This is a genomic window from Haloferax prahovense DSM 18310, from assembly GCF_000336815.1.
Classification (GTDB): domain Archaea; phylum Halobacteriota; class Halobacteria; order Halobacteriales; family Haloferacaceae; genus Haloferax; species Haloferax prahovense.
Genome location: NZ_AOLG01000008.1, coordinates 240,130 through 265,105 on the forward strand (window position 1 = coordinate 240,130; position 24,976 = coordinate 265,105).

The window sequence follows — 24,976 nt, forward strand, 5'->3', positions numbered from 1 at the left end:
TGAGTGTCGCGGCCGCGATACGGGGAAACCGCCGCTCGAATTTCGCCGCGGCCCGCAAGTGTTACGAGCGCCGAGTCTGAGGTTTATCCGTGCCTTCGGTCGCCGCCGTCTCGCCGCTGGTCGTCCTCTGCCTCGTCGCGGCGCTCGTCTCCGTCTCCATCGCGGCCGTCGCCTGGCGCGAGGGCACCGAACCCGGTTCGAAGTCGCTGTCGGTCCTCCTGTTTTCGGCGGCGCTCTGGGCCGGTTCCTACGGCGTCGCGCTCACGGTGTTCGACCCCGCGCTGCGGTTTTGGTTCCAACTCCCCATCGACGTCGCACAGGCCGTCATCGCGCCCGCGTGGTTCGCCTTCTCACTTTCGTACACCGGCCGCGGTGAACTCCTCTCGCGGCGGCTCATCGCCGGCCTCCTCGTGTTCCCGGCTATCACCGTCGTCGCGCTCGCGACGAATCCGAGTCACGGCCTGCTGTGGACGAACTACCACATCGACCCGGTGTTCGGCGCGGCCACGGTGCGGTTCGACCCGAACCTCTGGTACTACCTCCACGCGGTGTACGGCTACGTCATCATCGGCTCCGGGCTCGTCCTCATCATCGAGATGCTGGTCGAACGGCTCTCGCACTACCGCGAGCAGGCGGTCACCCTCGCCATCGGCTCGACCGCGCCGACGGTCGCCCACGTCGCCCACACCTTCGGCATCGGCCCGCTTCAGATGGTGAACTTCACGCCCATCGCCCTCGCGGTGACGGGCGCGACGTTCGGCCACGCGCTCTACCGGTTCCAGCTGTTCGGGCTCTCGCCGGCGACCGGTCGGCTCGGCCGTCGCGCCGCCATCGACGACGTGGCCGTCGGCATTCTCGTCCTCGACCGCGAGCACCGCGTGGTCGACGCCAACGAGACCGCCTCGTCGCTCCTCGACCTCGACCCGGCGTCGGCGTTCGACCCGCTGTCGTCGGTGCTTCCGGGCGTCGACCTCGATGAGGACCGACAGCTCGTGGACGTGACGGTCGACCGCCGCCGCCGGACCTACGAGGTGACGCTCTCGCCGGTGACGGACCAGCACGGCCGCCGGCTCGGCCGGACCGTCACCGTCTCCGACGTGACGGGGCGGGTCCGCCGCCGCCAGCGCCTCGAAGTCCTCAACCGCGTCCTCCGGCACAACCTCAGAAACGACATGACGGTCGTCATCGGCTACGCCGACATGCTCGCAGAGCGGCTCCCGGCGGACCAGCGCGACCCCACCGACACGATACGAGCGCGGTCGAACAAGCTCCTCTCGCTCGGCGAGAAAGCCCGGACCGTCGAGCGGGTCATGGCCGGCATCGACGGCGGCAGCCGCTTCGACGTCGCCGCGACGGTCCGAACCTGCGTCGCCGAGGTCCGCGCGGAGTTCGACGCCGGCTCGGTCGACGTGGACGCCCCCGAGTCGCTGCCGGTCTCCGGGAGCGAATCGGCGGCGAAGCTCCTCGTCCGCGAACTCGTCGAGAACGCGCTCGAACACGGCGGCGACGACCCGACCGTCTCCGTGTCGATCCGGGCCGCCGACGCCGACCTCGTCCTCGTCGTCGAAGACGACGGCCCGGGCGTCCCCGACTACGAGCGCTCCGTGGTCGAGACCGGCGGCGAGTCGCCGCTCCAACACGGCAGCGGCCTCGGTCTCTGGGCGGTCCGGTGGACGGTCGACGCGCTCGGCGGCGACCTCACTTTCGACGTTCGGGGCGGGCGAGACGAGACGGACGGCGGAGCCGGAGACGCGACCGACGAGTCAGCGGGCCGCGGCGACACCGGCACGACGGCGACGGTTCGACTGCCGTACTGGTGTCGTGACGAGGCGGACGACGCCGCCGCTGGCGGGTGAGAATCGAGAGAAACGAGTGGGACGGCTCGGGTGGTCGGTGAACGACGCGGTGGCCGAAACGTCCGCTCAGTCGCTCTGGATGCGCGGGGCGAGCATGTACGTGATGGTGCCCATCCCTTCTGCAATCTGGTAGTGAAGCTTGACCGGGAACTCCTCGCCGAGTTCGACGGTGACCTCGGCGTCGGTCGGAATCGCCTTGTTCATGTCCTTCAGGTAGTCCAGCGAGAACAGTGAGTCGGCCGCGCCGGCCTCGATGCTGATGAGGTCCGCCGGGGGAAGCGACAGATCCACGTCGTCGGTGTCGCCTTCTGCCTCGATGTGGAACGTCTCTTCCGCGGCGTCGACGCGGAGGCGGATGTGGTCGGAGACCATGTCGGCCGCCTTGATACCGCGGTCGAGGTGCGTCCCTTCGAGGACGATGTCCGCGGCGAGGTCGAGGTCCGGGATGTCGGGTTCCTGGCGAATCGAGTCGGGGTCGATGAGCGCGAGCGTGTACGACAGCCCGTCGATGCGGATGTTGAGCTTGCGCGTCTCCTCGTCGAGCGTGAGGTGGATGAGGTCGCCCGAGCCCGCCATCCCGGCGACCTCTTCGAGGCGAGAGAGGTTGACGCCGATGACGCCGCCGTCGGCTTCGTAGGATTCGAATGCCGCCGCGTCGAGCGTGAGGTCCACCATGCCGACGTTCGCGGGGTCGACGGCGCGGATGGAGAGACTCTCCTCGTTGAGTCGAATCTTACACTCGTCGACGAGGACGCTCACGGAGTCGAGCGCGTCCCGGAGCGTCGCGGCGCTCACGATGGCCTTGAACATATGTGCCGTCGTACGACAGCGGTCTTAAAAATACTCCTGATTTGGACTCACCGCAATATGATGTTCGCACGCTCTCCCGCGTGCGCGCTCCCGCGAGTGCCCCATCGCTCCCGTCGACTCCCCATGTGTGTTGTTGTCACTGTTCGGCTATGCAGCTAATCGACCGATTTCTGGAGTCTCGGGCTTCAAAGCACTCAAATAGCTGATTGTGTAACTCCCGGCTATGGCGAACGACGAGACGAAGACAGCCGCCCGCCGACGAGGTGCCGAGAGATGAGCGACGCCGCCGACGCCGACGCGACTTCCACCCGCGTCGCCTTCGTCTGCGTCCAGAACGCCGGCCGGAGCCAGATGGCGACGGCCTTCGCCCGCCGGGAGCGCGACGAGCGCGGCGTCGGCGACCGAATCGAGGTCGTCACCGGTGGCACCGACCCCGCCGACCACGTCCACGACGAGGTCGTCGAGGTCATGGGCGAGCGGGGGTTCGACCTCGCCGACGAGACGCCCCGCGCAATCGAGCAGGACGAGATTATGCGCGTCGACATCGTCGTCACGATGGGCTGTTCGGCCGAGGGTATCTGTCCGATGACGTGGCGCGGCGACGCCCGCGACTGGGCCCTCGACGACCCCGACGGGCGGGACCTCGACGCGGTCCGGGCGATTCGCGACGACATCGAGGGGCGCGTTGCGGCGCTGTTCGACGAACTCGTCGGCGACGACTGAGCCCGACCGCCTCGACGCCGACGCCGCCGCATGTGGGACTGTTCCGCACGCTTCACGGCGCAAGCCGAAGCCGGTATACGGCCTGATACGCTACTGCTGTCAAGACCATGGCGCGCAAGGACCACTACTACAACAAGGCCAAACAGGAGGGCTACCGCGCCCGCTCGGCCTACAAGCTGAAACAACTCGACGGGGACGCGGGGCTGTTCGGCCCCGGTAACACCGTCGTCGACCTCGGTGCCGCCCCGGGCGGGTGGCTGCAGGTCGCCTCCGAGGCGGTCGGCGACCACGGCAAGGTCGTCGGCGTCGACCTCCAGCGAATCCGCGGCATCGACCGCGACAACGTTCAGACGATTCGCGGCGACATGACCGAAGACGAGACGAAAGAGGAGCTGACGGCCGTCATCGGCGAGCGCGGGGCCGACGCCGTCGTCTCCGACATGGCGCCGAACATGACCGGCGAGTACTCGCTGGACCACGCTCGCTCCGTCTACCTCGCCCGGCAGGCGTTCGAGGTCGCACAGGAACTGCTGGCGACCGGCGGCGACCTCGCCGTGAAGGTGTTCGACGGCCCGGACGTCGCGGACCTCCGCGCCGACATGGAACGGGAGTTCCAGTACGTCCGGTCGATGCGGCCCGACGCCTCCCGCGACAGCTCCTCAGAGCAGTACCTCGTCGGCAAGCACTTCCTCACCGCCCCGGTCCGCAAGGGCGACGAGATCGAGGTCGAAATCGTCGACGTGGGCAGCGAGGGCGACGGCATCGCCAAGGTCGAGGACTTCACGCTCTTCGTCTCCGGGACGGAGGCGGGCGACACCCCGACGGTCCGCGTCACCGACGTGAAGCCGCGGTTCGCCTTCGCCGAGCCGATAGACGACTGAGCGCGCCGATTTCACGCTCATCGCGCCTGCGCGCCCCCGTATCGACGGCTCCGCGTGTTCCGTCCGATTTGTGCCTCACTTCGGGCAAAAATTATTATCCATTGACACAATTCTGTTCGTGAGTCCCCATGTCAGCAGACACCACGACCGCCGAGTCGCGACCGCTGTTCACCGGCCTCCCGTCGGGTATCGCCCCGTACGTCGCTCTCGTCGGGGCGCTGGCCTCGACGTACGTCCACCTATCGATGGCCCCGATGTTGCTCCAGTTCGACCAGACGCAGGCGGTGCTGTTCGTCCTCGCGGGCGTCGGCTTCCTCGCGGGCACCGCCGTCTACCTGAGTAAGTTCTGGCGGCGCGAGTTCTACCTCGTCGCCATCGCGTTCGCGCTCGCCCAAATCGTCGCCTGGGTCGCCATGAGCGGGCGGGTCAGCGACATGGCGATTCTCTCGAAGGGCGGCGAGACCGTTTTCGCCGTCGCGGCGGCGTACCTCTACCTGAACGACCCGTCGGACACTGACGCGGCGGCCTGAGCGCGCGCTATCGCTCTCGCCGGCCCCGCGTCCCAGCGTCTCGTCGCCCCGCCGTCTTTCTCAGTCGTACACCACGAGGTCGAGCCGGAGGCCCGTCCGGCATCCCTTCCAGCCGCCGCGGCAGGCTCCGGTGGCGAGGATGTCGCCGAACGACGTGTACGTCCCGCAGTTCGGACAGCGAACCCCCATCTCCATCCCGTCCCGCTCGGTGAGCCTGTGGCGGTGCTCGTCGGCCATACGTCGTGTGGTATGCTACCAAAAGAGATAAGCCGTCCGTCGTCCCGAGAACGCCTCAGTCCGCGACCCAGCCGTCGGCCGCGGACTCGTCGTCGTCGCGCAGGAGCGCGACGGTCCCGTAGACGAACGGGGTGTCCACGACTGCGATGAGGAGTTTCAGGAGGTACTGACCGACGGCGAGGCCGACGAGAACGTTCCACGGAAGCACGTCGCCGATGCCGAGGACCGTCGGCGCGACGTAGAACGCGACGCCGACGAAGATGACCGTGTCGATGGCCTGACTCGTCGCCGTCGAGACGATGTTGCGGAGCCAGAGGAACGCGCCGTCGGTCATGTCGCGGATGCCGTGGAAGACGACGACGTCCCAGTTCTGGCTCACGAGGTATGCCAGCAGGCTCCCGGCGACGACGTTCGTCCCCGACGACAGCACCGTGGCGAACTGCTCGGCGAACTCGGGGTTCGCGGCGGGCGCGGCGATGGTGCTCCAGACGAGTCCGAGGAGGACGAAGTTCATGACGAAGCCGACGTTCACCATGACCTGCGCCGCCCGGCGACCGTACAGTTCGGAGTAGCAGTCGGACGCGAAGAAGGTGAGCGCGTACGCCAGCGCCGCCCCCGGCATCAGGATGGCCGCGCCGACGTACGGGAGTTCGCCGATTGCGGCCGGCAGGGGAATCGCGAGCAGTTTCGACGCCGTCAACTGCGCCGTCGTCAGCGCGGTGACGAACAGGCCGACGAGCGCGACTTGCCCGACGGCCGACCGCCCCTCACTCATCTTCGACGAGGCGATTGTGTCGGTCGTCTATCTCGTCGAGGATGTCGAGCGTCTTCCGGATGGACGCCCGAACCGCATCGCTCCGGTTCACGAACTTCTTGTCGTCGCCGACGTGCTCGTCCAAGTCCGCGAGCAGTTCGTCGGGAATCTCGACGCTTATCTTGGCCATACTCTGCGATTCTCACGAGAATACTTAACGCCTTTTCAACGGTCTCAACGGCGATATTTGGCGCGTTTTTCGGGTCGGCGAGTCGGCGCGCCGGTCGCTGTGGTACCGGTCTTCACTCCGCTGCGCCGCGGGCGGGCGAGAGATCGCGCCGGCCGCCGACCGTCAGCACGAACAGGATGCCGAGACCGACGCCGTAGGCGGCCATCAGCGGGAGCGTTACCATGAACATCGTCGTGATGCTCGCGGGGGTGAACACCGCCGAGATGGCGAGGATGAACACCGTGACCTCGCGCCAGCGCTTCCGCATCATGCGGTAGCTGATGCCGGCGGTGTTGAGAAGCACCATCAGGATGGGGATGTCGGCGAGGAGGCCGATACCCGCGGTGGTGAAGAAGATGAGCCAGAAGAAGTTGGTGATGCGGTAGGAGATTATCATGTTCGCCGCGATGGCGTCCTCGACGAGGAACGTGATGACCGTCGGCGCGACGTAGCTGTAGCCGAGCGCGAAGCCGCCGAGGAGGCCGCCGACGAGCGCGCCGGTCCACAGGAAGACGGTCCGACGGCGCTTGCGGATGATGTTGCGTTCCCGGAGCGCGGGCCACGCGAAGTACGCGACGAGCGGCAGGGTCGCCAGCACGGCCAGAATCGTCGAGAACTTCACCTCGAAGATGAGCGCCTCCATCGGGTGGAGCGCGACGACGTTGAGGACTTCTTCCGGCGTCACCGCGGCGGGTAGTCGGCCGAGGAAGTCCTCGTAGACGTCCCTGATGCCGCCCGTGTAGAGCCAGCCGAACGTCGACGCGAGGACGAGCATGAACCAGCCGACGACCCAGAACGCCCGCGAGGTGACGGAGTCGACGATGAACGCGATGTCGGTGTAGTAGCCGCCGATATCGTCCTCGTCGGTCTCGCCTCCGGTCAGTTCGGAGAAGAACGCGCCGCCCGCGCGGGTCGTCCGGTCTTCGAGTTCGCCCGGTTCGTCTTCGGCCGCGGCCGCCTCGGCTTCGCGGTCCGCTTCGGCCTCGTCGAACCGGTCGATGAGGGCCTGCGCTTTGGCCTTGTCGCCGTCGTCGATGGCGGCTGACGCGAGGCTCATAATCTCGTCTTCGTCGCGGTCGGCGAAGACCTCGGGCGGCGCGGCGCGGACGCCCGCCACGTCGAGCGCGGAGAGGTCGAGCTTCGAGGGGTCGCCGACGCCGACTTCGGTCCGTTCGAGCCGCTCGATGTCGCGGTAGACGAGGTAGGCGAGGCCGAACGCCAGGCCGACGACGCCGCCGGCGACGACGAACGCGCCCAGCACGAGCCCCGAACCGGGGTCGAGGAACACGTAGTCGCTTCCGACCGCGGCGAGTCCGTCGTTGACGAGACCGACGCCGCCGTACTCGTAGAAGGCGTAGACGAGGAGGCCGCCGACGACGCCGACGCCCGCGAGGAGGTTCCAGTGGTGAGTCGCCGTCGCCTTGACGTCCATCTTCTCGCTGCCGCGTTTGGCCGTGACGACCACGCGGGCGAGATAGAGGCTGAAGGCGTACAGCGTGATGACGGGTACCGCCCACATGATTTGGGTGAACGGGTCCGGCGGGGTGAACAGCGCGCCGAACGCGAAGATGCCGACGACGGCGTGCCGCCACTTGTCGCGGAACAGTTCGTAAGGGACGATTTCGGCGTAGGAGAGCGCGGTCATCGCGAGCGGAAGCTGGCTCGCGAGGCCGAACGAGAGCGTGAGCAGGAAGATAAACTGCGCCCACTTCACGATGGAGTAACTCGGCGTGAAGCCGGCCGACAGCGCGTTCTGCGCGAGGAACGCGAACGTGAACGGGAAGAAGACGAAGTAGCCGTAGGCGACGCCCGCGGCGAACAGCACGACCATCGTCAGCCCGATGAGCGCGAGTTTCCACGGCGCGACGGGCGATTTCGGCCACGCGCCGCGGGCTTTCAGCGCGTCCCGCGAGACGTAGATGAACGGCGGGAGTGCGAAGAGAACCCCTACGACGAGTCCGATTTTCGCCTGCAGGAGAATGACGTCGAACGGCGTCTGGGCGATGATGCTGACGTCGCCGGCGATGCTGGCGTCCATCTGTGCCTTGGTCACGCCCCGGAAGAACTCCCAGACGTAGAGTCGGAGCGCGTAGAACGTTCCGAGGAACCCGACGAGGAAGACGATGAAGACCTTCTGGAGGTCTTTTTGCGCCGCTCGGAGCATCGCACCGGCGGTCTCGCGGCCCGCCGCGATGGTCTGTTGGGTGTCCTCGTCGAGGGCGCTGGACATACGTACGTGGCGAAAGCAGTCTGGCGGTTATCAATCTTTTTCACCGCGGGCGTGATTTCGGCTCCCTCGACGCGCCTCCTCGGCGCGATGCGAAAAGACCTATAACTGGCCGGAAGCGTAGGACACCTGAATGGCGGACGAGGAGCGCGACACAGGGCTCTCTGCGGCCGACGACGAGACGGACGCCTCGGACGACGCCGACCAGCGCTCGTCCGACGAGTCTGACGACGACGGGTCTTCGTCGTCTGACGGTCCGGTTTACGGTCGAGTCACCCCGCGAGACGAGACCGTTACCGACGGGTCTGCCGACGACGCTTCCGACGACGCCGATACCGACGAGACGGAAGACGACGCCGGCGACGCCGACACTGATGCGGCTCCCGAAGAGGACGCGGACGATTCTGCTTCCGAAGAGGACGCGGACGATTCTGCTTCCGAAGAGGACGCGGACGATTCCGATTCGGATGACGGCGTCGAGGACTCCGACGCTGATGCCGATTTTTCCGGAAGTACCGGTGATAGCGACGATGCCGACAACTCCGACGACGAACCGCGTCTCCTCGCCGACGACGAACACACCTCGCACGTGCCCGAGGGGACGTACGACGATTCGAGCGACGAGTCGTCCGACGACGCCGGACCGGACGCGGCGGCCGACGGCGCGAGCCCGGCGCTGACCGGCGAGGACGAGGTGGGCGGCGTGGCTCCGTCGTCCGTCTCCGTCGAGGACGCCGACTTCGACGACCCTGAGTTCGAGGGCGACGACTTCGACGACGAAGACGTTGGTGGCCTCGTCGGCGAGGCACCCGAGAGCGACCAGGAGATGCCGCTGACCGCCCACATCGAGGAGATGATTCGCCGGTTGGCGGTCGTCCTCGGCGTCGCCGGCGCGATTACGCTCGTGCTCTTCCCCGGCGCGGACATCCTCAACGCGCTCGTCGACACGCAGGCCGCCTTCGGCATCCACATCCCGAGCGCGACCGACGTTATCAACTTCCTCTGGAACTCCCACATCCCCGGCGCGGACACCATCGTGGACCGCCGGCCGCGGCTCTACGGTCCGCTCGAACTCATCCTCACCAAACTGAAGGTCGCCGGCCTCGCCGGCACCGTCATCGGCCTCCCCGTGTTCGTCTACGAGACGTACCTGTTCATGCGCCCCGGCCTCTACCCGAAAGAGCGCAAGTACTACCTCGCGGCCGTGCCGACGAGCCTCATCCTCGCGCTCGTCGGCGTCCTGTTCGCGCACTTCGTGGTGCTCCCGGCCATCTTCGCGTACTTCACCTCCTACACCGAGGGGACGGCGGTCGTCGCGTTCGGCCTCAAAGAGACGTTCAACCTCATCCTCATCCTGATGGGCTACATGGCGGTCGTCTTCCAGATTCCGCTGTTCGTGGAACTGGCCATCATGATGAACCTCGTCACTCGGCAGTGGCTCGAAGACCGCCGTCTGCTGTTTTGGGGCGCGTTCCTCGGCCTCGCGTTCCTCGTCAGCCCCGACCCGACGGGGATGGCACCCATCATCATCGGCGCCACGATGATTGTCCTGTTCGAGGGGACGCTCGCGGTCTTGCGTTGGACCGGAAACTGACACCGGTCTGCCCTTCGTTTCTTCCTCGTTCCTTCCTCGTTCCTCCGCCAGTTCTCTCCGTTTCTGCCGAACGCTGACCGGTCAGAAGACCTATTTCAAAATGGTTAGAAAACACACACGATGGCCGACCTCATCGCCCTGTCGGTGGTCGCCCTCCCGCTCTGGTTCGTCGTGAGCGTCTGGGCCGGCATCGACGCGACCAGACACAGTTCGCACAACGCCTTCCTCTGGGGCCTCTCGGTGTTCGTCGGGGGGATTCTGGGCTTGGCGCTGTACCTCAACCTCGGGCGCGACGAACCCGGGATGGGCCGCGGCACGCCCGGTCATTCGGGGTCGCCGAACGGCGTCCCGTCCGCCCGCACCGAGACCGTCTCCTGTCCAAACTGCCACTCGCTGGAGGAAGCCGACCGGGACACCTGCCGTTTCTGCGGCGAGTCGCTGTAACGCGTCGAACATCCCGGAGAGCGCGAGGAATCACGCCGCGTTCGAGGACTCCGTACCCTCTCGCTCCTCGGCCGCGACCGCTCCCTCGACGCGCGTCTTCAGCCCCTCGTTCATGGCGACGAACCCCGCCCGGGTCTGCTCGCCGACGAACCGCAACAGGAGTCCGGCGAAGACGCCGGAGAACGTCTCCGCGTGCTCGAAGCGCGTGCGCTCGCCGCCGTCGAGCGGTTCGAGGCGGAACCGGTGTTCGCCGTCGAACAGCCCCGGGAAGACGAGGTGGCCGAGCCAGCGCAGTTCGCGGTGGTTCTCGCAGCGGACCACGTCGGGTTCGAACTCCGACTCGCGGCCGCCCGGCGGCCGCAGGTGGACGGTGAGCGTCGCGCCCTCGTTCGGTCGCCCGGCGATTCGCATGAACGGGTTCCACTCGGGGTAGCGGTCGAAGTCGACGAGGGTTTCCCACACCCGTTCAGGTGGGGCGTCTATCTCGATGCTCGTCTCGATTTCGTGTGCCATACCTAACAGTTGGCGCGCCGAGACCGTGAATCTCGCGCGGAACGTTCATTGCCGATGGGGAGAGAGACGGACGTATGGCAACCCTCCTTCTCGCCAGACACGGCGAGACGACGTGGAACCGCGCCGGGCGCGTACAGGGGTGGGCCCCCGTGTCGCTCACCGAGCGCGGCCGCGCGCAGGCCGACGCCCTCGCGCGCCACGTCGCGGACTCCTACGAGGTCGACCGCCTCGTCTCCTCCGACATCGAACGCGCCCAAGAGACCGCCCGCCCCATCGCCCGCGAACTCGGCCTCGAACCCGTCCTCGACTCCGCGTGGCGCGAGCGCGACGTGGGCTCGCTGCAGGGACTGGAGTTCGACGAACTCACCGACCGCTACCCGCAGTACGCCCTCTCGGCGGTCGGCACGCCCGCCGCCCGCGAGCGTCCGCCGAGCGGTGAGAGCCTCGTCGAGGTCCGCCGACGCGTCCTCAACGCCCACGAGGGGCTCGCTGACTCGCTCGACGCCGACGAGACGGTGCTCGTCGTCAGCCACGGCGCGCCGATTCGGCTGTCGCTCGGTGAGGTGAAGGGCCTCGACATCGTCGAGGCGATGCTGTCGCAATCGCTCGACAACGGTGGCCTGTGTGAGTTCGAAGTCGAACTGAGCGACGACGGTGACGAACCGCCCATCCACGTCGTCGCCGAGAACGAGACGCGGTTTCTGACGACGTAGGTCGGTTCGGCGGTCTGGTCCGAGTTTCTGACTGTTATCTCTCAGCTACTTCCGCATCGGGTAGTCCTGCGCGAACACGTCGTCCACGAGGAGGTCGTCGCCCGAGTCGGCGTCCGCCTCGGCCGCGGGGCTGACGCTTCCCGTCCGGTAGCCGTGGAGGTCGAGCGTGACGTGGTCGAAGCCGGCGTCCTTCAGGTGGTCGCGGGCGGCGCGGACGAAGTCGGCGTCGAGGGCGCGGTCGAGTTCATCCGGCGCGACCTCGATGCGGGCGAGGCCGTCGTGGTCGCGGACGCGGAACTGCTCGAAGCCCCACGTGCGCAGAATCGTCTCGGCGCGTTCGACCCGCGAGAGCCGCTCTTCGGTGACTTCGAGGCCGGTCGGAATCCGCGAGGAGAGACAGGCCATGGAGGGCTTGTCGGCGACCGACAGGTCGTACTCGTCGGCGATGGCGCGGACCTCCTCTTTCGTGATGTCGTGGGCGAGAAGCGGCGATAGCACCTCCAACTCCTCGACGGCGCGGAGGCCGGGGCGATGGCCCTCGCCGGGGTCCGAGGCGTTCGTCCCGTCGCAGACGGCTTCGATGCCGCGGTCGCGGGCGGCCTCGTACATCCGGCCGAGGCGCATCGTCCGGCAGTGGTAACACCGGTCGTCGTCGTTGGCGACGAAGTCGGGGTTGTCCAACTCGGAGAACTCGACGGTCAGGTGTTCGATGCCGATTTCCTCGGCGACGCGCTTCGCGTCGTCCAACTCGGCGTCCGGGAGGGTCTCGCTTTTCGCGGTGCAGGCGACCGCGTTCTCGCCGAGCGCGTCGTGGGCGAGTGCGGCGACCACGCTGGAGTCCACGCCGCCCGAAAAGGCGATGAGGACGCTCTCGCGCTCCGCGAGCGCCTCGCGTACTGCGTCGGCCTTCGCCGCGGTATCTCGCTCGCTCATGGCCTCCCTTCCCGGCCGACGGTCAAAAGCCCCTCGTCCCCGGCGCGAACGACCGCGAAGGGCGCACGCGCCCCCGAATCGGACGAGACGAGCGCTCCCGCGGCGGCGCGACCGGCGCGTCGTCCCGGAGTCACCACCCCGCGACTTTTTGTCCTATGCCGCGATAGGTCCGGCCGAATGGACTTCGAGACCATCCCGGGCGTCGGCGAGAAGACCGCCGCCGCGCTCGCGGAACTCGACGACGCCGAGCGAGCGCTCACCGACGGCGACGTGGCGGCGCTCGCGCGGGCACCGGGGCTCACGGAGGGCAGGGCGGCGGCCATCGCCCGCGGGGCGATTCGCCGCGACCACGACGACTCCGGCGGCTTTCTCGCCACCGACCGCGCCTCGGAAATCTACCGCGACGCGCTCGGTCTCCTGCAGGCGCGGACGGTCACGACGTACGCCGAGAAGCGACTGGAGACGCTGTTTCCCACCGGGTCGGCCTCGCGTATCGAGGAGGTCCGGACGTTCGCGGCCGACGCGACCGACCTCGACCCCGACCCGGACGTGCTCGCGGCGCTGGCGGGCGTCGAACCCCTCGCGGACCCGAAGCCGCGTCGCGTCCGCGAGCGCTGTATCGCCACCGCCGACGCGGAGCGCTACGCCGCCGCCAAGGAGGCGTTCCCCGAACTCTCAATCGAGGTCGTCGAGGACGGCCGCGACATCGCCGAACTCGCGCGGTCGTACTCGACGGTGGTCGTCCTCGACGAGTCGTTCGCCGGCATCGACGTCGACGGCGACGTGCGCGTCCTCCCCGACGCCGCCGAGCGGACCGACGAGGTCGTCCCCGAGCGACTGCTCGCCTTCTTCGCCGCGAACCGCGAGGCGCTTTCGGCCGCCGCCGCGGTTCACGAGGCCGCCGGACTCTCTCCGCCCTGTGACCTCGCCGACCTCCGCGACGCCCTGTCCCGATTGGCCGACGACGGGACCGTCCTCGGCGACGACGAACTCGAACGCCTCTCGAACGCGGTCGACGACCTCGACACGGCCGTCTCGACCGCCGAATCGGTGGCCAACGACCGCCTCCGCGACGTGATTCGCGAGCGCGACGTGACCATCGAAGGGACCGACTTCCTCTCGCTCGTCGAGCAGGGCGCGCGCGTCGATTCCCTGCTGTCGCGCGAACTCGAAGACGAGTTCGACGAGGCGCTTTCGGCCGCCCGCGACCACCTCGTGGAGTCGCTGTCGCTCCGCCCCGGCGAGGCCGACTTGACAGAGCGCGTCTTCCCCGAGGACCCGTCGTTCCCGCTCGGCCACGACGAGGAGGCGGTCGGCCAGCTCCGGACCGAACTGAAGGCCGCCCGCGACCGCCGCGCCGCGAAGCTGAAAGCCGACCTCGCCGCCGACCTCGGCGACCTGCGCGACCCCGTCGAGACGCTGGTCCGCGACGCGCTCGAACTCGACGTGCGCCTCGCCGTCTCGCGGTTCGCCCGCGACTTCGACTGCGTCTTCCCCGAGTTCACCGGCGCGGCCGGCGACGACGGAGCCGGCTCGTTCGCCATCGAGGCCGGCCGCTCGCCCCTCCTCGACGTGGACTTCGCGGACGTCGACCCCGTGGACTACGAGGTGTCGGGCGTCACGCTCCTCTCAGGCGTCAACAGCGGTGGGAAGACCTCGACGCTCGACCTCGTGGGACTCGTCGTCGTCCTCGCGCACATGGGACTTCCCGTGCCCGCCGAGTCGGTCCGGCTCTCGCGCTTTTCCGAACTCCACTACTACGCCAAGTCGCAGGGAACCCTCGACGCCGGGGCCTTCGAGAGCACGCTCCGCGACTTCGCCGCGCTCACCGACGGCGCGGCCGACCGGCTCGTCCTCGTGGACGAACTGGAGAGCATCACCGAACCCGGCGCGTCGGCCAAAATCATCGCCGGCATCCTCGAAGAACTCGCGGAACAGGGCGCGGCGGCCGTGTTCGTCTCGCACCTCGCCGGCGGCATCCGCGAGGCCGCGGACGTGCCGGTCGCTGTGGACGGTATCGAGGCGGTCGGGCTGGAAGGCGGCGAACTCGTCGTCAACCGCTCGCCCGTGAAGGACCACCTCGCGCGGTCGACCCCGGAACTCATCGTGGAGAAACTGGCCGGCGAGAACGAGACCAGCTTCTACGGGCGACTGTTGGAGAAGTTCGACTGACGCGACCGTCTGTGGCGACGTTCGACTGACGCGGTCGCCCGCGTCGACGCACGATTTATATTGACTTGCCGACAACTTCGCCCGTGCCCTCCGATTCGCTCTCCCCCGAGGAACGACAGCAGTACGATCTCGTCTACCACGCCACGAAGAACGCCATCTGGGACGTGCTCGGGACCGCGGTCTACCTGTTATTTCTGGTGTTCGGCGGGTTCCTCGTGCTGTTCGTCTTCGTACTTCCGGCGCTTAGTGCGCTCTCGCAGACCGGCGGAACGCCGGTCGTCCTCGGCGTCGGCGCGGTCGGACTGATTCTGTTCGTCGCCATCGGCTACCGAATCGTCCGGCTCCTTCAGTAAGTGACGTATCGGCTCGCGACTTCCCACCGAACCGTGGCGACGACGCGCACGCGTCCGCCCCCTGTCGGACGCCGCCGCGGTAAACGATTAAGTCCCCCGCGCGTGGTACTTCACTCGATGAGGGAGGACCCCGAAGAGGGGATGCTGTCGTGGGACGAGACCGTGTTCCGCGACGAACACGTCTTCGAAATCGACCACGTTCCGGAGACGTTCAACCACCGCGAGAGCCAACTGCGGAGCCTGAAGTACGCGCTCCGGCCCGCGGTCCGCGGCTCTCGCCCCCTGAACACGATGGTGCGTGGGCCGCCGGGGACGGGCAAGACCACCGCGGTCCAGAAACTGTTCGGCGAGTTGGGCACGCAGTCGGGCGTCCGGACCGTCCGGGTGAACTGCCAGGTCGACTCGACGCGCTACGCGGTGTTCTCGCGCGTCTTCGAGCACATCTTCGAGTACGAACCCCCGTCGTCGGGCATCTCGTTCAAGAAGCTGTTCGGCCAGATAACCGACCGCCTCGTCGAGGACGACGAGGTGCTCGTCGTCGCGCTCGACGACGTGAACTACCTGTTCTACGAGAACGAGGCGTCCGACACGCTCTACTCGTTGCTCCGCGCCCACGAGGCGCACTCCGGCGCGCGCATCGGCGTCATCATCATCTCGTCGGACCTCTCGCTCGACGTCATCGACGAACTCGACGGGCGCGTCCAGAGCGTCTTCCGGCCCGAGGAGGTGTTCTTCCCCCGCTACGACGTGGACGAAATCGTCGATATCCTCCGCGGTCGGTCGAAACGCGGCTTCCACGAGGACGTCATCGGCGCGCCCGAACTCGACCAGGTCGCGGAGTTCACCGCCGACAGCGGCGACCTGCGAGTCGGCATCGACCTGCTTCGGCGCGCCGGTCTCCACGCCGAGATGCGCGCCTCCCGCACGGTCGACATGGAGGACGTGGAGGCGGCCTACGACAAGTCGAAGTACGTCCACCTCTCGCGGTGTTTGCAGGGACTTTCGGACCCCGAACGCGAGCTCGTCCGGGTCGTCGCCGAGTACGACGGCGAGCGCGCCGGCGCGGTGTACGACGCCTTCAACGAGGAGACCGGCCTCGGCTACACGCGCTACTCCGAACTCGTGAACAAACTGGACCAACTGGGCGTCATCGAGGCGCGCTACACCGAAATCGAGGGGCGCGGCCGGACCCGCGCCATCTCGCTGGCTTACGACGCGGACGCGGTCTTGGACCGCCTCTGACGCCGCCGCTTTCGGGACCATTTTTACTCGCCGGCCGAGTCGGCTGAGCCATGAAGACTACCGGCGGAACCGACGCGCAGAAGCGCCGCGCTGCGGAGGCGGCGGTCGAAGCGGTCGAAGACGGAACCGTCGTCGGCCTCGGCACCGGCAGCACCACCGCCTTCGCCATCCGCGCCATCGGCGACCGCGTCGCCGACGGCCTCGACGTTCGGGGCGTCCCGACCTCCTTCGCGTCCCGCGAACTCGCCCGCGAGTGCGGCATCCCTCTCGCCGACCTCGACGAAGTCGACGCGGTCGACCTCGCCATCGACGGGGCCGACCAGGTGGCGACGACCGACGGTGCGCTCGTCAAGGGCGGCGGCGCGGCCCACGCCCGCGAGAAGGTGGTCGACGCCTTCGCCGACCGATTCCTCGTCGTCGCCGACCCGTCGAAGACCGCGGAAACGCTCTCGCGGCCCGTCCCCATCGAGGTGCTCCCGTCGGCGCGGACGACCGTCGCCGCGGGCGTCTCCGACCTCGGCGGCGAGTCGACGCTCCGCCGCGCCGAGCGCAAGGACGGTCCCGTCGTCACCGACAACGGGAACCTCGTCCTCGACTGCGAGTTCGGCGCTATCGCCGACCCCGAGTCGCTCGCGGCCGACCTCGCGTCGCTTCCCGGCGCGGTCGAACACGGCATCTTCGTCGGCCTCGCGGACGCGGTCTACGTCGGCACCGACGACGGCGTCGAAGTCACCGAATACTGACTCGGTTGGTCCGGCGCTCGAACCGTTCTGAGGTGGACCGAGTGGTCCGGCGCTCGAACGGACGCCTTCGACCGGCGCGGCTCACGGGATGAGTCGACTCACTTCGCGGGACACAACCGGCGCTCACCGGCCGGCGATAAAAGAACGAGAGGTCTAAAGACCGAGTTTACAGGTCGCGGGGCTGGACCGTCTTACGGTCGTTCTGCTCAGCGCGGCGAGCAGCGTCTTCGAGAAGCTCCTTGACTTCCTCGTCGAGAGCGTCGTAGAAGTCCGAGGCCACGTTCTTGTCCTTGAGCGCTTCCTTGACGGCTGCCTTGACAATGAGGTCTGCCATACAGAATGTCCTACCGATTCTCCTTTAATAAACTTTCCTATATTGGACGTTAATACCGCCGGATTTGGGGGTTATGGCGCTTCTATGAGGACGGATTTATCGGGAACAATCTCCACTTATATATGCTTTATCCCCGCGAGGGCGGAACGACGGGTATGAGTACGCCTCGGGCCAACGTGCGGCCATATGCGCGACATCTTGGAGGCGGTCGCGGACGGTTCGCTCTCGCCCGCCGAGGCGGAGGTACGACTCTCCGGCTACGCGACGACCGACGCGGGACGGTTCGACGCCGCCCGAGAGACGCGGCGCGGCGTCCCCGAAGCGATTCTCGCGGAGGGGAAGACACCCGACGAGACGGCGACGCTGGCCGTCGCGGCGGTCGAAACGAGCGGTCGGGCGCTCGTCACCCGGGCCGACACCGCTCACGCGGAGGCCGTCGCCGACGCCCTCCCGGACGCCGACATCGACCGCGACGCCCGGGCGAAGACCGTCGTCGCGGCCGCGCCGGACTTCGAGCGCCCCGACCTCGACGCGACCGTCGCTATCGCCACCGGCGGCACCTCCGACGCCGAGGCCGCGGGAGAGGCGGCCGCGGTCCTTCGCGAGATGGGCGTGGACGTCGAACGCATCGAGGACGTGGGGGTCGCCCACCTCGGTCGCGTGCTCGACCACCTCGACACGCTCCGCGAGGCCGACGTGGTCGTCGTCGCCGCCGGCCGCGAGGGCGCGCTGCCGACCGTCGTCGCCGGACTCGTCGACACGCCCGTCATCGGCCTGCCCGTCTCGACGGGCTACGGCCACGGCGGCGACGGCGAGGCGGCCGTCCTCGGGATGCTCCAGTCCTGTACCGTGCTCTCCGCGGTGAACGTCGACGCCGGCTACATCGCCGGCGCGCAGGCCGGACTCATCGCCCGCGCGGTCTCGGACGCCCGCGACGACGCCTGACTGGACGTTATTCTCCACCTCGTGGTCGTGCGCGATTTCGCGTGCGTACGCACACGCGCGAAGCCCTCATATGGGTGGGGTACTGTGTGTCATACACCGGCTTGGTGGCTGCCGGACCGCAACAATGCCAGTCTGTGACCACTGCGGGTCACACGTCTCCGAGCGCTTCGCACGCGTGTTCGCCGACAAGGACGGTCAGGTTCTCGCCTGTCCCAACTGCTCGGCGAACGCGGGTATCGCGGAGGTCGCTCGGCAGCGTGCCCGCACCGCATGACCACTGAAGCGAGAAAAGACCACCACGCGAAGCCAACACCTCGTGCACGAGGTCGGGCGGTGGGTTCATACCCGCGCCCCTGAACCATTCTCTCGTGCACTTCGTCTACGTCATCGAGTGCAGCGACGGCTCGCTGTACACCGGGTACACGACCGACGTGGAGCGACGCGTCGCGGAACACGACGCTGGCGAGGGCGCGAAGTACACCCGCGGCCGGACGCCGGTCGAACTCGTCCACGTCGAGGAGTTCGACTCGAAGTCGGCGGCCATGTCCCGTGAGTACGAGATAAAACAGCTCCGCCGCCGGGAGAAACAGCGGCTCGTCGAGTCGTGAGCGCGTCCCCTCCCCGTCGGCTCGTAACGTAGTTTTTTGCCCCGCCGCGGAGTGGTGCGCGTATGGACGAAATCTCATTCGGGACCGACGGGTGGCGCGCCACGCTGGACACCTTCACCGACGACCGCGTCCGCATCGTCGGACAGGCCGTCGCCGACTACCTCGCCGACGAGGGCTTCACCGCCCCGGTGCTCGTCGGCTACGACGCCCGCGAGACCTCGCCCGGCTTCGCGGAGTCGCTCGCCGAGGTCGTCGCCGGCAACGGTTTCGACGTGCTCCTGCCCGAGCGGGACTGCCCGACCCCGCTCGTCGCCTACGCCATCGCCGAGCGCGGCCTCTCGGGGGCACTCATGGTCACGGCCTCGCACAACCCGCCGGAGTACAACGGCGTGAAGTTCATCCCCTCGGACGGCGCGCCGGCGCTCCCCGACGTGACCGACGCGGTCGCCGAGCGACTCGCCGAACCGGACCTCCTGCCAGAGTCCGAACGCGGGACCATCGAGCGCGTCGACGTGGTCTCCCCGCACGCCGACCACGCCATGGACCTCGTCGGCGACGACCTCTCGGACCTCACGGTCGTCTACGACGCCATGCACGGCAGCGGCCGCGGCGTCACCGACGCGCTGCTCGAAGCCGCCGGCGCGGAGGTCGTCCGCCTACGCTGCGAGCGCGACGCCGACTTCGGCGGCATCTCACCGGAGCCCTCCGCGGAGAACCTCGAAGGTCTCGCCGAGGCGATGGCCGAACACGACGCGGACCTCGGGGTCGCCAACGACGGCGACGCCGACCGCATCGGCATCGCCACGCCCGACCGCGGCGTCCTCGACGAGAACCTCTTTTTCGCCGCCGTCTACGACTACCTGCTCGAATCCGACTCCGGGCCGGCTATCCGGACCGTCTCGACTACGTTCCTCATCGACCGCATCGCCGAGGCCCACGGCGAGGAGGTGTTCGAGACCGCGGTCGGCTTCAAGTGGGTCGCCGACGGCATGCGTGAGCACGACGCGCTCATGGGCGGCGAGGAGTCCGGCGGCTTCTCCGTCCGCGGGCACGTCCGCGAGAAGGACGGCGTTCTCATGGGCCTGCTCGCGGCGGCCGCGACCGCCGAAGAGGACTTCGACGCCCGCCTCGACCGCATCGAGGCCGAACACGGCGAAATCGTCGCCGACAAGATAAGCGTCGCCTGCCCCGACTCCGAGAAGGCGCGCGTCATCGACGACCTCGAGGACGTGCTCCCCGAGACGGTCGCCGGCCGCGACATCGCCAAGGTCGTCACGCTCGACGGCTTCAAACTGCTCTTAGAAGACGGCTCGTGGCTCCTCGTCCGCCCCTCGGGCACGGAGCCGAAGATGCGCGTCTACGCCGAGGCCGGGAGCGAAGACGCAGTCTCGTCGCTCCTCGAAGCCGGCCGCGAACTCGTCGAACCGCTCGTCTGAGCGGGCCGTTTTCAGGGCTCTCTCGTCTCTTCTTCGTCGCCGACGGGTCTGACGACCCCGCGGTACGCCGGCGTGAAAAGCGGGAGCGTCTCCGCGTGCTCGGTCAACGAGACGCCGTCTCCCGCGGCCTCGACGAGGTCCGCGGCCTGAAGCTTCGGCAGGTGGACGTGGACGATTCCGACCTCGGCCTGCTGGACGACCTGCACGTCCACCTCGTCGGGCGGCAGGTCGGTCGTCCGCACCGCGAGGGCGACCGCGAGGTCCCAGACCGACGTCGGCTCCGTCCGGTCGTGGAGGTACTCCAACACGTAGCGGCGCGACGGGTCGGAGAGCGCGTCGAACACGCGGTCCCAGTCGGTCAGGATACGGTCGCTCCGGTCACGCTTTGCCATGGGCTTGACTTCCTAGCCCTTGACGACCGGCGGCTAAATCTGTGTCGGTTGGTAACATCCATCAATCTCTGAAGCCGCTACGCGTTCCGGAGGACGCCGCGAAATCGGTCGTCGCCCGCGCCCGTGTCTGCGACCGCTCTCGCGTCCCCACCTCGCTCTTCGATGTCGAACCCGAGCGACTCGTAGAACGGTCGGACGCCCTCGTCGAAGTCGGCGACGAGTCGTCCGCTTCGGTCGACAGCCGCCCGGACGAGCGCGGTTCCGACGCCCCGCCCGCGGCGACTCGGTGAGGTTGCCACGGCCTCGACATAGTCGCCGTCGAGCGCCAGCGCGCCGACGACGCGGCCGGACGCCTCGGCGACGAGACAGTCGCCCGCCGCCAGTCGGTCGCGGATATCGCCCGCGTCGGCTTCGAGCAGTCCGGCGTCGAGGACGCGCATCACGGCCACCAGTTCCCCGGGGTCGCCCTCGCGGACGCGGACTCCGTCGTCGCTCCGGGTGGTGTCGTCGTCGGCCCTAGCGGTGTCGTCCATGCCGCCGACTACCCGCCTTTGATGAGGCGGAGCACCTTCACGCGGTCGACTTCGACGGGCTGGTCTTCGGGGACGGGGCGGCCGTCGACGAGGACGGTCACCTCGTGTGGGCTGAGGTCCACCGCCCGCACGAGGTCCGCGTAGGTCCCGCCGTCGCCGACGGCGACCTCGCTGGTCTCCTCGCCGACGACCTCGACGGTCACGTTCATGGTCGCTCGTGGGTCGGGCGCGGGTTTCAGTCCGTCGGCTCGGCGTCGCGGCGGCCCCGCGACCCGGCGTTCGACCTGCCGCCGGGTCGGTGCCACACCGGCTCTCCGTCTCGCACGGTTTATGTGCGGGGCGGTCGGTAGAACGGATATGAGCGAGGCCGCGGAGTCGGGCGACGCCCCGGCGGGTCGTGAGATCTGGATCGAGAAGTACCGACCGCAGACCTTCGACGACGTCTACGGACAGGACGACATCGTCGAGCGCCTGCGGAGCTACATCGAGCGCGACGACCTGCCGCACCTCCTGTTCGCGGGACCGGCGGGCGTCGGTAAGACCACTTCCGCGACGGCCATCGCCCGCGCCATCTACGGTGACGACTGGCGCGGCAACTTCCTCGAACTCAACGCCTCCGACGAGCGCGGCATCGACGTGGTCCGCGACCGCATCAAGAACTTCGCGCGCTCGTCGTTCGGCGGCCACGACTACCGCGTCATCTTCCTCGACGAGGCCGACTCGCTGACGAACGACGCGCAGTCGGCGCTCCGCCGGACGATGGAGCAGTTCTCCGACAACACCCGGTTTATCCTCTCGTGTAACTACTCCTCGAAGATTATCGACCCCATCCAGTCGCGCTGTGCGGTGTTCCGTTTCTCCCCGCTCGGCGACGACGCCGTCGCGGAACAGGTCCGCGACATCGCCGCGGCCGAGGACATCGAGGTCACCGAGGACGGCCTCGACGCGCTCGTCTACGCCGCCGGCGGCGACATGCGCCGCGCCATCAACTCCCTGCAGGCCGCCGCGACGACCGGCGAAGTCGTCGACGAGGAGGCCGTCTACATGATTACCTCGACGGCCCGCCCCGAGGACATCGAGGAGATGGTTCGGGCCGCCATCGACGGCGAGTTCACGACCGCGCGCAAGCAGTTAGAGACGCTCATCGTCGACACCGGGATGGCCGGCGGCGACATCATCGACCAGCTTCATCGCTCCGTCTGGGAGTTCGACCTCGGCGAGCGCGAGGCCGTCCGCCTCATGGAACGCATCGGCGAGGCCGACTACCGCATCTCCGAGGGCGCGAACGAGCAGGTCCAACTCGAGGCGCTCCTCGCGTCGCTCGCGCTCTCGCAGAACTGAACTGAACTGGGCCGACTCGGCCGCGCCGGCCGCCGCACTCCCCGGTCTCTCCTCGTTTTCGCCTCACGCCCGGAACTCGAAGCGCGCGCCGCCCGCCGTCCCCGACGTCACGATAGCCGACCAGCCGTGGGCCTCGGCGATGGATTCGACGATTGCGAGCCCGTAGCCGATGCCGTCGTCGCCGGTCGTCTCGCCGGGCTCGAACACCTCGTCGCGGCGCTCGGGGTCGATGCCGGTGCCGTCGTCTTCGACGTAGAAGCCGCCGTCGACGCCGCCGACCTCGACGCGAACGTCGCTTCCGGCGTGTTCGACCGCGTTCCGAAACAGGTTGGCGAGCAGTTCGGCGAGGCGGTCCTCGTCGGCGTCGACGACGACCGACTGGCAGGTGAGTAACTCGGCGTCTTCGGTCTCGGTGGTCGCCCACGCCTGCCGGGCGACCGCCCCGAGGTCCACGCGCTCCGTCTCGTCGACCAGTTGACCGCGGCGGGCGAGCGACAGCAGGTCGTCGATGAGTTCCTCCATCTGTTCGAGCGCCCGCTTGGCCGTATCGAACCGCGACTCCGCGCCGGTCTCGCGGGCGAGGTCGAGGTTCCCGCGGGCGACCGAAAGCGGGTTCCGAAGGTCGTGGCTCACGATGTTCGCGAACTCCTCCAATCGCTCGTTCTGTCGCTCTAACTCGCTTTCGCGGGTCTTCCGCTCCGTGATGTCGGTGTAGATGGCGTACCCCGACCCACGCTCTTCGCCGGGCGACAGCGGGACGACGTTCAGGATGAACTCGCGGACGCCGCCGTCGGTCCGACGGCGGACCTCGCCGCGGTAGCTCTCGCCGGCGGCGACGAGGAGTTCGGGGATGGTTTCGTCGGCCCTCGGTTCGGGCACCGGGTCTGGGTCGGGCTCCGGCGGGACGATTCGCCCCAGCAGGTCGCTTCCGACCACGTCGTCGGCGTCGTAGCCGAAAATCGACTGGAACGCCCGGTTCACGTCGCGGACGGTGACCGCGCCGCCCTCGACGTCGTAGGCGACGGCGGCGTCGGAGACGTGCTCGAACAGCGCAGTCGAGCGGTCGCGTTCCTCCCGGAGCCGCGATTCCGCGCGGATGCGCTCGGCCGTGACCGCGACGTGCGCCATGAGGAGTTCCGTCAGTTCGGCGTCTCGCTCGTCGAACGCGCCGGGCGTGAACGTCGTCGCCTGAAAGACGCCGAGGTCCCCGATGGGGACGCTCAGGACCGCGCGGTACATCCGCTTGACCGGCCGCGCCTCGGGGTGGTCGCGCACGTCGTCGGTGATGTCCGTCTCCCCCGACAGGTACACCTCGGCCGCGATGCCCCCGTCGTCGAGGGGGACGCGCTCTGCGCCGTCGGCCGGCGCGTCGGACGAGATGGCCGCCGGGACGATGTAGTCGCCCTCGACGAGGCCCACGTAGCTGATGTCGAACTCGAGGATGTCGTCCGTGATTTCGACGGTCCGCTCGAACAGTTCGTCGAGGCTCGTCGCCGCGGCCAGTTCGGTGGCCCCCCGGTGGAGCCGCTCTATCTGCTCGCGGCTCTGTCGAAGCGCGGCCTCGGACTCGATGCGGCTCCGCGTCTCGGAGACGTAGGACACGAGGAGTTCGGCCAGCGTGAGGTCGGTCTCGTCGTACGCGCCGACCTCGTTGGAGATGGCCTGAAACACGCCGTCGTCGCCCAGCGGGACGCTCACCGCCGAGCGGTACGCGGGGTCGTCGGGGTCGGCCACGGGGTGGTCGCGCACGTCGTCCACGAGAAACGAGCGTTTGGTCCGGTGCGTCTCCCCGAGCAGGCCCGTGTCCGAGGGAATCGGCCCCGTCCCGGCCATATCGTCGTTGTTGGCGGCGACGTAGAAGCTGTCCCCGTCGTGGACGAAAAACGAGGTGTTGTCGAACTCGAGGATGTGCTCCGTGAGGCCGATGGCGCGCTCGTAGAGTTCCTCGACCGTCCCGGCCGTGATGAGGTCCGTCGTCCCCTCGTAGAGCCGCTTGAGCCGGTCCCACTCGGCGTCGTTTCGGGCCAGCGCCACCTCCTCGGCGTCTCTGTCGGTGGTCGATGCGAGCACCCATCGAACCTGCGATTCGAGCCCGGAGCGGTCGCCGCGGCTGACGTAGGCGTCGAACCGCTCGGGCCGCTCGACAGTCGCTGGCGGGACGTCGGTGTACAGAATGGTCGGCACGTCGTCGGGAACCGATGCGTCGGGGTCCGTGACGACGGCGCAGGCGGCGTCGGACGGGTCGTTCTCGTCACTCGTTGACGTCACCGTGACCCCGTCGCCGAGGTCGATATCGTCGAAGTCGTCGTCCACGAAAACCGTTGGTTCCGTCGCGTGCACGGCAGTCTCCCTATCGAACGACAACGAGAAATATAATCGTTGCGGCATGTTTCCAATCACCAAGAACGAGCCGAGGTGGGCGATACACGGCGT

General features: G+C 68.2%; 28 protein-coding genes. 16 read left to right on the top strand and 12 right to left on the bottom strand.

Annotation, left to right across the window (positions count from 1 at the left end; translation table 11 throughout):
* Window positions 1-89 precede the first annotated feature (89 nt).
* A complete protein-coding gene (locus C457_RS01275) occupies window positions 90-1,856 on the top strand; it encodes a histidine kinase N-terminal 7TM domain-containing protein (RefSeq protein WP_008091234.1) in 1,767 nt (588 codons plus the stop codon).
* A gap of 66 nt (window positions 1,857-1,922) precedes the next feature.
* Here C457_RS01275 and C457_RS01280 read toward each other — a convergent pair whose 3' ends face one another.
* Window positions 1,923-2,666: a DNA polymerase sliding clamp gene (locus C457_RS01280; protein ID WP_008091235.1), complete on the bottom strand. Its 744-nt coding sequence runs from the start codon at window positions 2,664-2,666 to the stop codon at window positions 1,923-1,925.
* Between the two features lie 273 nt (window positions 2,667-2,939).
* On the opposite strand from C457_RS01280, the gene C457_RS01285 reads away from it, so the two are divergent.
* The 3 genes from C457_RS01285 (at window position 2,940) to C457_RS01295 (ending at window position 4,800) form a co-directional block, all read left to right on the top strand.
* Window positions 2,940-3,389, top strand: coding sequence for an arsenate-mycothiol transferase ArsC (locus C457_RS01285; RefSeq protein ID WP_008091236.1), 450 nt, complete (start codon window positions 2,940-2,942; stop codon window positions 3,387-3,389).
* Between the two features lie 107 nt (window positions 3,390-3,496).
* Window positions 3,497-4,270, top strand: coding sequence for a 23S rRNA (uridine(2552)-2'-O)-methyltransferase (locus C457_RS01290; protein WP_008091237.1), 774 nt, complete (start codon window positions 3,497-3,499; stop codon window positions 4,268-4,270).
* Window positions 4,271-4,398: 128 nt separating this feature from the next.
* On the top strand, window positions 4,399-4,800 hold the full coding sequence (locus C457_RS01295; RefSeq protein WP_008091238.1) for a DUF7475 family protein: 402 nt from the start codon (window positions 4,399-4,401) through the stop codon (window positions 4,798-4,800).
* A gap of 60 nt (window positions 4,801-4,860) precedes the next feature.
* Here C457_RS01295 and C457_RS20490 read toward each other — a convergent pair whose 3' ends face one another.
* The 4 genes from C457_RS20490 to C457_RS01310 all read right to left on the bottom strand — a co-directional run bounded on the left by C457_RS20490 (window position 4,861) and on the right by C457_RS01310 (window position 8,250).
* Complete coding sequence (locus C457_RS20490; RefSeq protein ID WP_004968931.1) at window positions 4,861-5,037, bottom strand: hypothetical protein; 177 nt, start codon at window positions 5,035-5,037, stop codon at window positions 4,861-4,863.
* Between the two features lie 55 nt (window positions 5,038-5,092).
* The gene (locus C457_RS01300) at window positions 5,093-5,812 is read right to left on the bottom strand and encodes a queuosine precursor transporter (protein WP_008091242.1); all 720 of its coding nucleotides are present in this window, start codon (window positions 5,810-5,812) and stop codon (window positions 5,093-5,095) included.
* The gene (locus tag C457_RS01305) at window positions 5,805-5,981 is read right to left on the bottom strand and encodes a ribbon-helix-helix domain-containing protein (protein WP_004045298.1); all 177 of its coding nucleotides are present in this window, start codon (window positions 5,979-5,981) and stop codon (window positions 5,805-5,807) included. Before C457_RS01305 ends, C457_RS01300 begins: the two co-directional genes overlap by 8 nt.
* 112 nt (window positions 5,982-6,093) lie before the next feature.
* Complete coding sequence (locus tag C457_RS01310) at window positions 6,094-8,250, bottom strand: twin-arginine translocase subunit TatC (RefSeq protein WP_008091246.1); 2,157 nt, start codon at window positions 8,248-8,250, stop codon at window positions 6,094-6,096.
* 130 nt (window positions 8,251-8,380) lie between these two features.
* On the opposite strand from C457_RS01310, the gene tatC reads away from it, so the two are divergent.
* Both tatC and C457_RS01320 read left to right on the top strand, forming a co-directional pair.
* Window positions 8,381-9,841 (top strand): twin-arginine translocase subunit TatC, encoded by a 1,461-nt coding sequence (gene tatC, locus C457_RS01315; RefSeq protein ID WP_008091247.1) that lies wholly within the window; start codon window positions 8,381-8,383, stop codon window positions 9,839-9,841.
* Window positions 9,842-9,961: 120 nt separating this feature from the next.
* Window positions 9,962-10,285, top strand: coding sequence for a hypothetical protein (locus C457_RS01320; RefSeq protein ID WP_008091249.1), 324 nt, complete (start codon window positions 9,962-9,964; stop codon window positions 10,283-10,285).
* Window positions 10,286-10,315: 30 nt separating this feature from the next.
* Here the strand turns inward: C457_RS01320 and C457_RS01325 are convergent, their stop codons facing one another.
* Window positions 10,316-10,798: an SRPBCC domain-containing protein gene (locus C457_RS01325; protein WP_008091251.1), complete on the bottom strand. Its 483-nt coding sequence runs from the start codon at window positions 10,796-10,798 to the stop codon at window positions 10,316-10,318.
* Between the two features lie 74 nt (window positions 10,799-10,872).
* Between C457_RS01325 and C457_RS01330 the strand changes: the two genes are divergently transcribed.
* On the top strand, window positions 10,873-11,511 hold the full coding sequence (locus C457_RS01330; RefSeq protein WP_008091253.1) for a histidine phosphatase family protein: 639 nt from the start codon (window positions 10,873-10,875) through the stop codon (window positions 11,509-11,511).
* A 45-nt stretch (window positions 11,512-11,556) separates the two neighbouring features.
* On the opposite strand, the gene larE is transcribed toward C457_RS01330, so the two are convergent.
* Window positions 11,557-12,444, bottom strand: coding sequence for an ATP-dependent sacrificial sulfur transferase LarE (larE, locus tag C457_RS01335; RefSeq protein ID WP_008091255.1), 888 nt, complete (start codon window positions 12,442-12,444; stop codon window positions 11,557-11,559).
* Between the two features lie 177 nt (window positions 12,445-12,621).
* On the opposite strand from larE, the gene C457_RS01340 reads away from it, so the two are divergent.
* The 4 genes from C457_RS01340 to rpiA all read left to right on the top strand — a co-directional run bounded on the left by C457_RS01340 (window position 12,622) and on the right by rpiA (window position 16,954).
* A complete protein-coding gene (locus tag C457_RS01340) occupies window positions 12,622-14,616 on the top strand; it encodes a MutS-related protein (RefSeq protein ID WP_008091258.1) in 1,995 nt (664 codons plus the stop codon).
* 83 nt (window positions 14,617-14,699) lie between these two features.
* Window positions 14,700-14,969: a hypothetical protein gene (locus C457_RS01345; RefSeq protein WP_008091260.1), complete on the top strand. Its 270-nt coding sequence runs from the start codon at window positions 14,700-14,702 to the stop codon at window positions 14,967-14,969.
* Between the two features lie 117 nt (window positions 14,970-15,086).
* Window positions 15,087-16,211, top strand: a complete 1,125-nt coding sequence (locus C457_RS01350; RefSeq protein WP_004973842.1) for an ORC1-type DNA replication protein — start codon at window positions 15,087-15,089, stop codon at window positions 16,209-16,211.
* A gap of 50 nt (window positions 16,212-16,261) precedes the next feature.
* Window positions 16,262-16,954, top strand: coding sequence for a ribose-5-phosphate isomerase RpiA (gene rpiA / locus C457_RS01355; protein WP_008091262.1), 693 nt, complete (start codon window positions 16,262-16,264; stop codon window positions 16,952-16,954).
* A 166-nt stretch (window positions 16,955-17,120) separates the two neighbouring features.
* On the opposite strand, the gene C457_RS01360 is transcribed toward rpiA, so the two are convergent.
* Window positions 17,121-17,288: a DUF1931 family protein gene (locus tag C457_RS01360; RefSeq protein WP_004045310.1), complete on the bottom strand. Its 168-nt coding sequence runs from the start codon at window positions 17,286-17,288 to the stop codon at window positions 17,121-17,123.
* A 186-nt stretch (window positions 17,289-17,474) separates the two neighbouring features.
* Here C457_RS01360 and larB point away from each other — a divergent pair, with 186 nt between their 5' ends.
* From larB to C457_RS01375, 4 genes are all read left to right on the top strand, one after another.
* Window positions 17,475-18,233, top strand: a complete 759-nt coding sequence (larB, locus tag C457_RS01365; protein ID WP_008091263.1) for a nickel pincer cofactor biosynthesis protein LarB — start codon at window positions 17,475-17,477, stop codon at window positions 18,231-18,233.
* Between the two features lie 124 nt (window positions 18,234-18,357).
* On the top strand, window positions 18,358-18,507 hold the full coding sequence (locus tag C457_RS21210) for a DUF7563 family protein (protein ID WP_187367346.1): 150 nt from the start codon (window positions 18,358-18,360) through the stop codon (window positions 18,505-18,507).
* 94 nt (window positions 18,508-18,601) lie between these two features.
* Window positions 18,602-18,841, top strand: a complete 240-nt coding sequence (locus C457_RS01370) for a GIY-YIG nuclease family protein (protein WP_004973837.1) — start codon at window positions 18,602-18,604, stop codon at window positions 18,839-18,841.
* 62 nt (window positions 18,842-18,903) lie between these two features.
* On the top strand, window positions 18,904-20,277 hold the full coding sequence (locus tag C457_RS01375; RefSeq protein WP_008091265.1) for a phosphoglucomutase/phosphomannomutase family protein: 1,374 nt from the start codon (window positions 18,904-18,906) through the stop codon (window positions 20,275-20,277).
* An 11-nt stretch (window positions 20,278-20,288) separates the two neighbouring features.
* Here the strand turns inward: C457_RS01375 and C457_RS01380 are convergent, their stop codons facing one another.
* The 3 genes from C457_RS01380 to samp2 all read right to left on the bottom strand — a co-directional run bounded on the left by C457_RS01380 (window position 20,289) and on the right by samp2 (window position 21,411).
* Window positions 20,289-20,669 carry a DUF7344 domain-containing protein gene (locus C457_RS01380; RefSeq protein WP_008091266.1) on the bottom strand — a complete coding sequence of 127 codons (381 nt, stop codon included), beginning with the start codon at window positions 20,667-20,669 and terminating at the stop codon, window positions 20,289-20,291.
* Window positions 20,670-20,746: 77 nt separating this feature from the next.
* On the bottom strand, window positions 20,747-21,202 hold the full coding sequence (locus tag C457_RS01385) for a GNAT family N-acetyltransferase (protein ID WP_008091269.1): 456 nt from the start codon (window positions 21,200-21,202) through the stop codon (window positions 20,747-20,749).
* Between the two features lie 8 nt (window positions 21,203-21,210).
* On the bottom strand, window positions 21,211-21,411 hold the full coding sequence (gene samp2, locus C457_RS01390; RefSeq protein ID WP_004973827.1) for a ubiquitin-like small modifier protein SAMP2: 201 nt from the start codon (window positions 21,409-21,411) through the stop codon (window positions 21,211-21,213).
* A 148-nt stretch (window positions 21,412-21,559) separates the two neighbouring features.
* Between samp2 and C457_RS01395 the strand changes: the two genes are divergently transcribed.
* The gene (locus C457_RS01395) at window positions 21,560-22,543 is read left to right on the top strand and encodes a replication factor C small subunit (protein WP_008091272.1); all 984 of its coding nucleotides are present in this window, start codon (window positions 21,560-21,562) and stop codon (window positions 22,541-22,543) included.
* Between the two features lie 63 nt (window positions 22,544-22,606).
* Here the strand turns inward: C457_RS01395 and C457_RS01400 are convergent, their stop codons facing one another.
* Window positions 22,607-24,856 (bottom strand): GAF domain-containing protein, encoded by a 2,250-nt coding sequence (locus tag C457_RS01400; RefSeq protein ID WP_239640730.1) that lies wholly within the window; start codon window positions 24,854-24,856, stop codon window positions 22,607-22,609.
* Window positions 24,857-24,976: the final 120 nt, after the last annotated feature.

Coding starts and splice junctions, on each gene's coding strand:
- C457_RS01280 (WP_008091235.1), bottom strand. CDS start 2,666: ATGTTCAAGGCCATCGTGAGCGCCGCGACGCTCCGGGACGCGCTCGAC.
- C457_RS01285 (WP_008091236.1), top strand. CDS start 2,940: ATGAGCGACGCCGCCGACGCCGACGCGACTTCCACCCGCGTCGCCTTC.
- C457_RS01290 (WP_008091237.1), top strand. CDS start 3,497: ATGGCGCGCAAGGACCACTACTACAACAAGGCCAAACAGGAGGGCTAC.
- C457_RS01295 (WP_008091238.1), top strand. CDS start 4,399: ATGTCAGCAGACACCACGACCGCCGAGTCGCGACCGCTGTTCACCGGC.
- C457_RS20490 (WP_004968931.1), bottom strand. CDS start 5,037: ATGGCCGACGAGCACCGCCACAGGCTCACCGAGCGGGACGGGATGGAG.
- C457_RS01300 (WP_008091242.1), bottom strand. CDS start 5,812: ATGAGTGAGGGGCGGTCGGCCGTCGGGCAAGTCGCGCTCGTCGGCCTG.
- C457_RS01305 (WP_004045298.1), bottom strand. CDS start 5,981: ATGGCCAAGATAAGCGTCGAGATTCCCGACGAACTGCTCGCGGACTTG.
- C457_RS01310 (WP_008091246.1), bottom strand. CDS start 8,250: ATGTCCAGCGCCCTCGACGAGGACACCCAACAGACCATCGCGGCGGGC.
- tatC (WP_008091247.1), top strand. CDS start 8,381: ATGGCGGACGAGGAGCGCGACACAGGGCTCTCTGCGGCCGACGACGAG.
- C457_RS01320 (WP_008091249.1), top strand. CDS start 9,962: ATGGCCGACCTCATCGCCCTGTCGGTGGTCGCCCTCCCGCTCTGGTTC.
- C457_RS01325 (WP_008091251.1), bottom strand. CDS start 10,798: ATGGCACACGAAATCGAGACGAGCATCGAGATAGACGCCCCACCTGAA.
- C457_RS01330 (WP_008091253.1), top strand. CDS start 10,873: ATGGCAACCCTCCTTCTCGCCAGACACGGCGAGACGACGTGGAACCGC.
- larE (WP_008091255.1), bottom strand. CDS start 12,444: ATGAGCGAGCGAGATACCGCGGCGAAGGCCGACGCAGTACGCGAGGCG.
- C457_RS01340 (WP_008091258.1), top strand. CDS start 12,622: ATGGACTTCGAGACCATCCCGGGCGTCGGCGAGAAGACCGCCGCCGCG.
- C457_RS01350 (WP_004973842.1), top strand. CDS start 15,087: ATGAGGGAGGACCCCGAAGAGGGGATGCTGTCGTGGGACGAGACCGTG.
- rpiA (WP_008091262.1), top strand. CDS start 16,262: ATGAAGACTACCGGCGGAACCGACGCGCAGAAGCGCCGCGCTGCGGAG.
- C457_RS01360 (WP_004045310.1), bottom strand. CDS start 17,288: ATGGCAGACCTCATTGTCAAGGCAGCCGTCAAGGAAGCGCTCAAGGAC.
- larB (WP_008091263.1), top strand. CDS start 17,475: ATGCGCGACATCTTGGAGGCGGTCGCGGACGGTTCGCTCTCGCCCGCC.
- C457_RS21210 (WP_187367346.1), top strand. CDS start 18,358: ATGCCAGTCTGTGACCACTGCGGGTCACACGTCTCCGAGCGCTTCGCA.
- C457_RS01375 (WP_008091265.1), top strand. CDS start 18,904: ATGGACGAAATCTCATTCGGGACCGACGGGTGGCGCGCCACGCTGGAC.
- C457_RS01380 (WP_008091266.1), bottom strand. CDS start 20,669: ATGGCAAAGCGTGACCGGAGCGACCGTATCCTGACCGACTGGGACCGC.
- C457_RS01385 (WP_008091269.1), bottom strand. CDS start 21,202: ATGGACGACACCGCTAGGGCCGACGACGACACCACCCGGAGCGACGAC.
- samp2 (WP_004973827.1), bottom strand. CDS start 21,411: ATGAACGTGACCGTCGAGGTCGTCGGCGAGGAGACCAGCGAGGTCGCC.
- C457_RS01395 (WP_008091272.1), top strand. CDS start 21,560: ATGAGCGAGGCCGCGGAGTCGGGCGACGCCCCGGCGGGTCGTGAGATC.